Below are 7943 nucleotides of genomic sequence, written 5' to 3'. Positions count from 1 at the left end.
CCCCCTGCAAATATACAAAGGCCGCCATAAAAGAATTTTTTAAAAACCAAACAACAGAATCTGACAATAAAGAGGCTCGTCAGCTTTTATTGAAAAAACTTAAAGAGCTGAAAATTAATCCTTTTCTCATCGATCCTGTCCCAGGCGGAAGCAGGTTTGGTCTTCCAGGGGCCTGGCATGACTCACGTTTTTACAAGAAATTACCCTGTCATGTTGAACAAATATGCATGCGCGATGAACGCACATCCTGTTTTGAAACTATCGTAGCTGAAGGCATTCAGCCTACTGTCATTCCGGGGCATCATGGCACAGCCAGCGGTAATTTGTACACGCAGCAATTACAAGATATCGATAAAAATATTCAGAACCGCGATACCAGTACGGTACAAAAACTTGTCCTCTATAAGATTTTCCACTTTTTTCACCAAGCAACAAATAAAGAGATATTTCAGTCAGGACGAGAATCACTCAATCTTGAACATAAAACACTTGATCAAATTACCAATCAATTTTTAAAAGAGCAAGACAAAGAACGTGATAACTCTTTGATAAACCTTTATCTTGATGTGAATAAAAATGACGAAGCATTTCGAAGTCTGACTAAGCATGGCTATCCATATCTTGATTATTTAGGCTTACAAGAAATTGAAGGCCAGCGTATTATCCGCTACCGAGGCCATAACGACACCAGCATGGCAACCATTGCCCCTTCTTTAAAAGGTGGTTTTGTCAATACTGAACATGCCATGCTATATCTCAAAAAGTATATTGATTTTGACGAAAATGCCAGCACCACGCCTGATCAACTGGTCATGAGCATTGCCAAAGCGCTGAATGACCTCAAAGAAGACATGATTAAAGGTCTCGCTCTAAAAGAGGAAAACAATAGTCTCAGCGGGAGTTTTATTGTCGTTAGTCAAGAAGAGAAGAAATCCTGCCTGCGTGAATTGGTTTCCACAGAAGATGGCCAAAAACTCTTTTTTCAGGGCTTGTCCTTTCTCGTCAATACCATCAGCCAAAAATATCTGCGTAACCATCTAAGCACGGAAGAAAGAGGCCAATTAAAAGAAGCCATCAAGGAGCCGTTTAAAATACTTAAAGAAATCAAAGCCAATAATGATTTATCCCCCCAAGATAAAAAAGTTTTTAATGAATGCGAAAAAATTCTGATTGAAAATGCTCAAAGCACGCTGGAAGCATATGCTCGCTCTCTTACCGAATCAACAGACAGGCTGAATCGAGAAGTCAATGTATATTTAACTATTGATGAAAAATTCAAAGAAGCCTTTCAGGCAGTCCAGGAACAGTTAAGCCAGAAGCAAGAGAAAAATCCAGCGGTAAAACTTATTTGTGAGCGTCTTGGATTAGCGCAAAATGAATCCGTGAATACCATTCACCAAGCGCTGACTCAAGAAATTGAGAATATGAAGGCAAATGAATCCGTTAAAACGGAGCATATGCAAGAGCTGAGCTCGCTCTTGAATCCTCTCAACACTTATTTTGAGCTGTATCAGCAGAATTCGCTTGAATATATCCAGGAAATTGCAAAACTTTATGAAGCAAATTTAGGATTGGCTGCTGCTTATCCAGAGTTGAAAGAAACCCTGGACAATAATCCATTAATAATTGACCCAGACTTGCTCCGTAAAAATGGCGCTTATCTTTTGCAATTGGCAGGAAAAATTTTAAAAGAAAAACAGTTTGACTTAAAAATCAGGCCGGAAAACATCAGCGAATCTTTTTTCGAAAAAGCGAGGAAGCAAGCCATAGCCCAGGGTGCTGAAGATCCTGAGAAAAAAGAATTGCTCGCTGAAAAAAATGACCTTCAAAGCAAGCTGGAAGAAGAGAAGATACTAACGGAGCAACAAAAAAAAGAGATTGAAGAAAAAAAGCAAGCAGTTCAATCCTTAACCCAGGAAAAACAGTCCCTCGAAGATGCCAATCAAAAGCTCAAAAAGCAGGCAGCCGATCCACGCGAATCCAAAGCAAACCTTGTGATACAGGAAAAACTTATCCCGGCAACTCTACAGTATCTTCAGCATTTATGGGAAAAAGCGAAAAAATACAATCCCGGGATTAATACAACTTCTCTTGAAGTTTTGCCTGACGCTCAAGGCTTATCAGAGGACAATACCAGGGCTTATAAGCTGGTCAAGCAAAAACATGATCTGGTATTAGGTATGTACAATGAATTACAGAATCAAGACAAATCGCCTCTGGAAAAAATAACTCAATTTAAAACTTCACTTAACCAGGCAAACGCCGCTTTAAAACAACATCGGGATTCTGCCTGGATAACCTTCAGCAAAACCTGCCTTGCAGCCATTGCAATAATCATCACCGGTATTGTGCCAGGTCTTGTGGCGTTGGGAATTTACTCCATGAAAACAGGCCAGTCCCCGTTATTATTCAGCCAGAGCAAGGGGCATCATTATATTAACGAATGCCTGCATGATCTGAAAACAGCACCCCAAGCCTGAAATTAACTGAGTGCCTGGTAGTGCTGCTGCATTTCAGGCATCAAATTTTGTAATCGCTGAATAGCCTCCAGCGTATTGTGCGCTTCTTCGAGGTTTCCGGATGCATGATTGTAATTCAGCCATAAAAGCCAACTGTGAAAACAAAGCTGCCAGAGTTGCTCATCTGCGTCAGGCAAATCTCCCGCCCCCTGGCGATAACCAAGGAGTGTTGCCCTAAAACAATCTGCTTTAAATTCGCTGCCCGCGATACCCGCGCAATTGACCGCAAGGCCGATTAAATCCACAAAGGGATGAATCAAACCGCAGCTTTCCCAGTCTACGAGCCGCGGCATGTCATGCTCATCCCACAACACATTACGCCTGTGAAAATCACGATGGCTGACCACCCACAAATCCCGTTGATAATGATGGTGCTGATTGCAGCCTGTAATCAGCTGTTTAATAAAATGCGGATAGTCCAAATTTGACTTGATTTCTGGAAACGGTTTTGCATTTTTTTTAGGAAGCGGCAACGCATGCATGGCAGCCAGCAAGCAGCCCAGGCGCGAAGCGTGGAGAGGCTGCCATCGCTTAAGCACCCGACCCCTGCAATAGGGCATTAATATAAGCCATTCGCGAGATAAGGGTACTATCACGCCACCATGCGACCAGCGTACCGCTGTCACAGTCGCTTTAAGTCCCTGCGCAATGATGGCCGAAACCACTTCTGAAAACTCGATATCCCGCTTCCGTCTCTGACCTAGCCAAGTCTCTTTTTTAATTTGCTTGCTCACCCACAGGCTGCCATCTTCAAACTGGAGCAACCGGCATGAAGGATGATACTTAAGAAGCGGTTGCTCGAGGCGGATTGATTGCTGAAAAAAAGACTCATAAAACGCCAGAATATTCACATCTATCGCTTCATCACCCATGGATCAGCTGTTCGATGTAACGTCTGCATGTCAGAGGACGGTGAATATAGTTAATCATTTGCCTTGTGCCGCCAGTGCCAGTGATCACCAGCGATCCATAGCGAAATAAACTGCCTAATAAGCTTTGGCGTATATCAATACTTTCAATTTTACTAATGGGTATATCGACAGTTTGCCTGACAAGGATACCGGTGCGCAAAATGACCTGATTTTTCTTAATGGTCAAAGATGAAAATTGATAGGTCAGCCCAACAAGCACCAACCAGGTTACGGCAACCAGGGACAATATAAGCGACGCTTCATAAAAAACAGGGTAATTCAAACCGATATAGACCGATACACACAAAAATATAAAAGGCCAGAAAAAAAGGACCCAGTGCAGGCGGGCGCAATAGACGATATTATTATCGGTCATTGATAAACCTTGGTTTCAAGTTTAAAATCTACAATCATTTTATGCAGCTGCCGCCTTTCAGTCAAAATCCTGGCGTATGGCAAGATATGTTGAGCAAGCAGCTACCATTTTATATCATATTCTGCGAAACTCATATTGCTATTTATATGCCGACAGAAACCTGTTAACAATACTCCTTACATAAGCCGTATGTGAAATCTGACACAATTATAGCATTTGGAACTATTATGCGCCGCATCAACCGCTGTTTGAATCCCAGGCTGGCTGATATTTGTCAAAATGCCTTATATCTTGACGAATTAAATCAAAAGGTCTTGCAATTCTTACCTGAATCCTTCCGTGCGCAAGTCAAGGTAGGGAGCTATAACAAGGGAAAACTGGTATTAATCGCATCTAATCAGGAATGGGCCTCCCAACTGCGCTATATCTTGCCAGAATTACGGGATAAACTCAGGGTTGATGGTAAAATTTACCATTTAACCACTATTCAACTAAAGCTTGATGCCGAACCATCCTCTCCATTACCCAAACAAAAACCGACTACAATCATTTCGGACAAAGCAAGGCAAACAATAGAAATATTAGGCAGGCAATGCACTTATAAACCGCTGCAAGACGCATTAATGCGCCTTGCAGGCTACAAAGACAAGTCTTAATTATATACTTCTAGATAAATTATGCAGATGCTTCCATGGGAAGCAGATCGGGCTGAAACAAAAAATGGTAATTTTCTGCGTCAAAATAAGTATACTCCCAGGCATCTTCATGCAGCATTAAGGCGCGCAATAGCTTGTTATTTAATTCATGACCTGATTTATACCCTTCAAAAGCGCCAATTAACCCTGAACCTAACAGGTAAAGATCGCCAATTGCATCCAAAACCTTATGCTTGACAAATTCATCTTCAAAGCGCAAGCCATCTTCATTAAGAACACGATAATTGTCTACCACAATGGCATTATCAAGGCTGCCGCCTTTGGCCAGGTCATTTTCACGAAGCTTTTCATAATCGGAAAGGAATCCAAATGTTCTTGCCCTGCAAACTTCCTTGACATAGGAGGTAGTCGAAAAATCAAATGTGGCTGTCTGCGGTTTATCGTTAAATACTGGATGTTCAAAATCAATGGTAAAAGAAACGCGGTAGCCATTAAATGGAAGAAACTGGACATACTTGCCATTTTCTTCAATCCGAATTGGCTTTAAAATTCGAATAAAGCGCTTTGCCGCGCTCTGTTCGCGAATTCCAGCTGATTGAATCAGAAACACAAATGGGGCAGCGCTGCCATCCATGATTGGGATTTCAGGTGAATTGATATCAACATAAGCATTATCGATCCCCAAGCCAGCAAACGCGGAGAGCAGATGCTCAACAGTCGCCACCTTGACTCCATTATGCTGCAAGGAAGTACAAAGTGTTGTATCGCAAACATTTTCATAGGAAGCTGGTATTTCTACGGCTGGAGAAAGATCGATGCGGCGAAATACGATGCCTGTATTAATCGGCGCTGGTCGTAAGGTAAGCAGAACCTTATCACCGGAATGCAATCCAACACCAGTGGCCTGAATCACCTTTTTAGGAGTTCTTTGTTTAATCATTCAGTGTGCGCCTATAAGCTAAACTCTTTTTTATACGTAAACCTCCGAATATTATCAATAATTTATTGATTAGTCTAATTTTTTTCAAAAAAACCCAATAATATGGGCAAAATAAAAACAACTTAGGCAAATAAAAAACAATGATGCATGCTGCAAACCCAAGAGATCTTTCCTCTGCCGAGGATTAGGAAATGAATGAGCAGTTATGCACCCTGATACATCAATTGCTTAAGTCTTGCCCATAAGCTGGCATTTGGAAATTACCTAAAAAAATAGGCCTGCTTAACTTTCTTCCTGTCTTCGCAAAAAGGCAGGGATATCCAAATAGTCGGCATCTGGCATGCTTTCGCTTGCCTGCTTGGCCTGATGGGCTGTGGCTGCCTGTTTTCGTATTACCGCAGGCCGCTCAAGTTGCTCATAATCCAAAGTGCCGTCCCCTCTTCTGGTTTCAACCAAACGGGCTTTGCCGCTTGCGGGATTATTCGCGGGTTGCCTGTGCCGCGTGTCGCCTAGCCCTGTGACAATTACCGTGACACGCATTTCCTCTGTCATCTCAGGATCAATGACCGTGCCCACAACCACCGTTGCATCATCAGAAATGAATCCTTTAATAACATCACCCACCTCCTCAAACTCACCGATTGACATATCAAGGCCTGCAGTAATATTAACCAGTATGCCGCGAGCTCCGGACAGATTTACATCCTCCAGTAAGGGAGAGGCAATGGCTGCTTCAGCAGCCTGCTTGGCACGCTGTTCTCCTTTAGCGCTGCCGGTACCCATCATGGCCATGCCCATTTCAGACATCACTGTGCGTACATCGGCAAAATCAACATTAATTAAACCAGGGCAGGTGATCAGATCAGAAATACCCTTAACCGCGCCCAGCAAAACATTATTGGCTGCTTTAAATGCGTTGAGCAGGCTGATATTTTTTCCTAAAACACTGAGTAATTTATTGTTGGGTATGGTTATTAAGGAATCCACATGTTCAGCCAAACGCCGTATCCCGTCTTCAGCGGCTAATGCGCGCTGCTTGCCTTCAAATGAAAAAGGCTTGGTTACCACAGCGACAGTGAGAATACCCAGTTCTTTTGCCACTTCAGCAAAAATAGGTGCAGCTCCGGTTCCTGTGCCGCCCCCCATACCAGCGGTGATAAAGATCATATCTGCGCCCTGCAAGATTTCCTTAATGCGCTCGCGATCTTCTTCAGCGGCTTCACGGCCGATTTGTGGATTTGCACCGGCACCCAAACCCTTGGTTAATTGTTCGCCTAACTGCATTAAAATCTTTGCATTGGATTTTTTAAGCGCTTGCGCATCCGTATTGGCGCAAACAAATTCTACACCGTCAATATTCTCGGAAACCATGTGTTCAACAGCATTTCCGCCACCACCCCCGACTCCAATGACTTTAATCACGGCATTATCTTGTTGGCTTTCCATTAATTCAAACATTCTATACCTCTCGTGATCGAGTTGTTTTTTTTTGTGCCCATGAACATGCTGTCAGCGCTAAAAATTACCATGAAACCATTGCTTCATTCGCGTCCAGATACTGCCTTGGTTTTCATTCAACACCGGTACATTATAACCACCTTCATATTGATGTTGAAAGCCATGGATTAACAATCCAATGCCGGTTGCCAAGGATGGATTTTTTGAAGCTTCTTCAAGTCCAGCCATTTGCTGGGCGCAGCCCTGCCTCACTGGCATTTCAAAGCAGAGCTCAGCAAGCTCAATAGCGCCATGGACATTGGAACCCCCGCCAGTTAAAACGATCCCGGCAGCAATCAAGTCTTCAAAGCCGCTTCGACGCAATTCATTGCGCACCAGCATAAATAGCTCTTCATACCGAGCTGAAACAACATCAGAAAGCATTTTGGCTGAAATCTTACGGCCCGGACGTTCATTAACGCTCAGAACTTCAATCATCTGACTGGCATTGGCAAGCTCAGCCAATGCACAGCCATAACTCAACTTAATTGCTTCTGCCGATTTGCTGGGCGTTCGCAATGCCACAGCAATATCATTAGTCACTTGATCGCCAGCTATGGGAATAACCGATGTGTATTGAATAGCTCCTTCATAAAATATGGCAATGTCTGTTGTTCCACCGCCAATATCGATTAGGCAAACCCCGAGTTCTTTCTCATCTTCAGTAAGGACTGCATGGCTTGATGCAAGTTGTTCCAAAATGATATCACTTACTTCCAGCCCGCAGCGGCGCACGCATTTTGTAATATTCTGCGCGGCACTGACAGCACCCGTTACAATGTGAACCCTCGTTTCCAGGCGGACACCGGCCATACCAACCGGTTCACGAATATTCCCTTGATTATCAATGATGAATTCCTGGGGCAGGATATGAAGAATTTTTTGATCAGCAGGGATAACGACAGCCTTTGCAGCATCGATTACCCGCTCAACATCAGCTGCCGAAACCTCCCGATCCCTGATGGCGACGATACCGTGCGAATTAAGGCTTCGGATATGGCTGCCGGCGATTCCAGTATATACGCTGCGAACTTCCGTACCCGC

At 43.5% G+C, this 7943-nt stretch carries 7 protein-coding genes; 2 read left to right on the top strand and 5 right to left on the bottom strand.

Annotated features, from left to right (window positions below; all coding sequences use genetic code 11):
- A partial coding sequence (locus Llon_RS02085) for a cysteine--tRNA ligase (RefSeq protein ID WP_058528424.1) occupies nt 1–2480 on the top strand: 2480 nt, incomplete at its 5' end.
- A gap of 2 nt (nt 2481–2482) precedes the next feature.
- Here Llon_RS02085 and Llon_RS02080 read toward each other — a convergent pair.
- Nucleotides 2483–3391, bottom strand: a complete 909-nt coding sequence (locus Llon_RS02080) for a phosphotransferase (RefSeq protein WP_058528423.1) — start codon at nt 3389–3391, stop codon at nt 2483–2485.
- Nucleotides 3384–3806, bottom strand: a complete 423-nt coding sequence (locus Llon_RS02075) for a PH domain-containing protein (RefSeq protein WP_058528422.1) — start codon at nt 3804–3806, stop codon at nt 3384–3386. The genes Llon_RS02080 and Llon_RS02075 overlap by 8 nt, the downstream gene beginning before the upstream one ends.
- Before the next feature lie 227 nt (nt 3807–4033).
- Here Llon_RS02075 and Llon_RS02070 point away from each other — a divergent pair, with 227 nt between their 5' ends.
- A complete protein-coding gene (locus tag Llon_RS02070; protein ID WP_058528421.1) occupies nt 4034–4462 on the top strand; it encodes a DciA family protein in 429 nt (142 codons plus the stop codon).
- 19 nt (nt 4463–4481) lie between these two features.
- Here the strand turns inward: Llon_RS02070 and lpxC are convergent, their stop codons facing one another.
- From lpxC to ftsA, 3 genes are all read right to left on the bottom strand, one after another.
- On the bottom strand, nt 4482–5402 hold the full coding sequence (lpxC, locus tag Llon_RS02065; protein ID WP_058528420.1) for a UDP-3-O-acyl-N-acetylglucosamine deacetylase: 921 nt from the start codon (nt 5400–5402) through the stop codon (nt 4482–4484).
- 282 nt (nt 5403–5684) lie between these two features.
- Nucleotides 5685–6860, bottom strand: coding sequence for a cell division protein FtsZ (ftsZ, locus tag Llon_RS02060; protein WP_058528419.1), 1176 nt, complete (start codon nt 6858–6860; stop codon nt 5685–5687).
- A 57-nt stretch (nt 6861–6917) separates the two neighbouring features.
- Nucleotides 6918–7943 (bottom strand): cell division protein FtsA (gene ftsA / locus Llon_RS02055; protein WP_058528418.1); only part of this gene is annotated, 1026 nt, incomplete at its 5' end.

The sequence above is a fragment of the Legionella londiniensis genome (genome assembly GCF_001467825.1).
Taxonomy (GTDB): domain Bacteria; phylum Pseudomonadota; class Gammaproteobacteria; order Legionellales; family Legionellaceae; genus Legionella_A; species Legionella_A londiniensis.
Note: the sequence above shows the minus strand (reverse complement) of the source record. Positions and strands in the feature narration are given on the sequence as shown.

What these genes read in the sequence shown, in the direction of transcription:
- Llon_RS02080 (WP_058528423.1), bottom strand. Translation starts at nt 3,391, where the DNA reads ATGGGTGATGAAGCGATAGATGTGAATATTCTGGCGTTTTATGAGTCT.
- ftsZ (WP_058528419.1), bottom strand. Translation starts at nt 6,860, where the DNA reads ATGTTTGAATTAATGGAAAGCCAACAAGATAATGCCGTGATTAAAGTC.
- Llon_RS02070 (WP_058528421.1), top strand. Translation starts at nt 4,034, where the DNA reads ATGCGCCGCATCAACCGCTGTTTGAATCCCAGGCTGGCTGATATTTGT.
- Llon_RS02075 (WP_058528422.1), bottom strand. Translation starts at nt 3,806, where the DNA reads ATGACCGATAATAATATCGTCTATTGCGCCCGCCTGCACTGGGTCCTT.
- lpxC (WP_058528420.1), bottom strand. Translation starts at nt 5,402, where the DNA reads ATGATTAAACAAAGAACTCCTAAAAAGGTGATTCAGGCCACTGGTGTT.